This is a genomic window from Ruegeria sp. BH8, from assembly GCF_056538065.1.
Genome location: NZ_JBQFSP010000055.1, coordinates 1 through 833, shown reverse-complemented (window position 1 = coordinate 833; position 833 = coordinate 1). Strand labels below are relative to the sequence as shown.

Below are 833 nucleotides of genomic sequence, written 5' to 3'. Positions count from 1 at the left end.
ATCCCAAAACTGTCAGGCGTGAACGCCCGCCCGACAATCCTGAGATCAGGAAGGAGATGAAGGCCGTCGCTGCCAAGCGGCGCAGGTTCGGCTATCGGCGGATCGGCGTGATGCTGGAACGCAAGGGGATGATCATGAACCACAAGAAACTCTACCGGCTCTACACGGATGAGAAGCTGGGCGTCAGGCGGCGAAGGGGCCGCAAACGGGCCCGTGGCTTGCGGACACCGATGCCGGAGGCGCTGAGGCCGGGCGAACGCTGGTCGCTCGACTTCCTGTCCGACACGTTCGGGGCATCGCGCCGGTTCCGCATTCTGGCCGTAAACGATGATTGCTGCCGTGAGAACCTGTGCCTGATGGCCGATACCAGCATCTCGGGCGCACGGGTGGCACGGGAGTTGGACGCGCTGGTGCGCATCTATGGCAAGCCCGCCAGTATCGTCAGTGATAACGGCACCGAGTTCACCAGTCGGGCGATCCTGAAATGGGCGAACGAAAACGGCGTGGACTGGCATTACATCGACCCGGGCAAGCCGCAGCAGAACGCCTTCATCGAGTCATTCAATGGCAGCCTCCGGGACGAGTTGCTGAACGAGGAGATGTTCGACAGCTTGGAAGATGCGCGGCGAAAGCTGGCCCTCTGGCGCTACGACTACAACAACGTCAGACCGCACTCGTCGCTCGGAAACCAAACACCCGCAGAAGCGCGCCGGACGCTTGAGCAAAATGAGGGCTCCGCGCCCGGCGCGCTTGCCCAAACCAAAACCGAAGAATATGAAAACCAGACCCGCAGACTCTCGTTATGAACGAGGGAGCCTCGGGGGGCAGGTCAC

The 833-nt window shown here is 61.7% G+C and carries 1 protein-coding gene; it reads left to right on the top strand.

Going from position 1 to position 833, the window contains the following annotated elements:
• The coding region (locus ACR0AD_RS21125; protein ID WP_480489519.1) for an IS3 family transposase at nucleotides 1-806 on the top strand (806 nt) is incomplete at its 5' end.
• Between the last annotated feature and the right edge of the window lie 27 nt (nucleotides 807-833).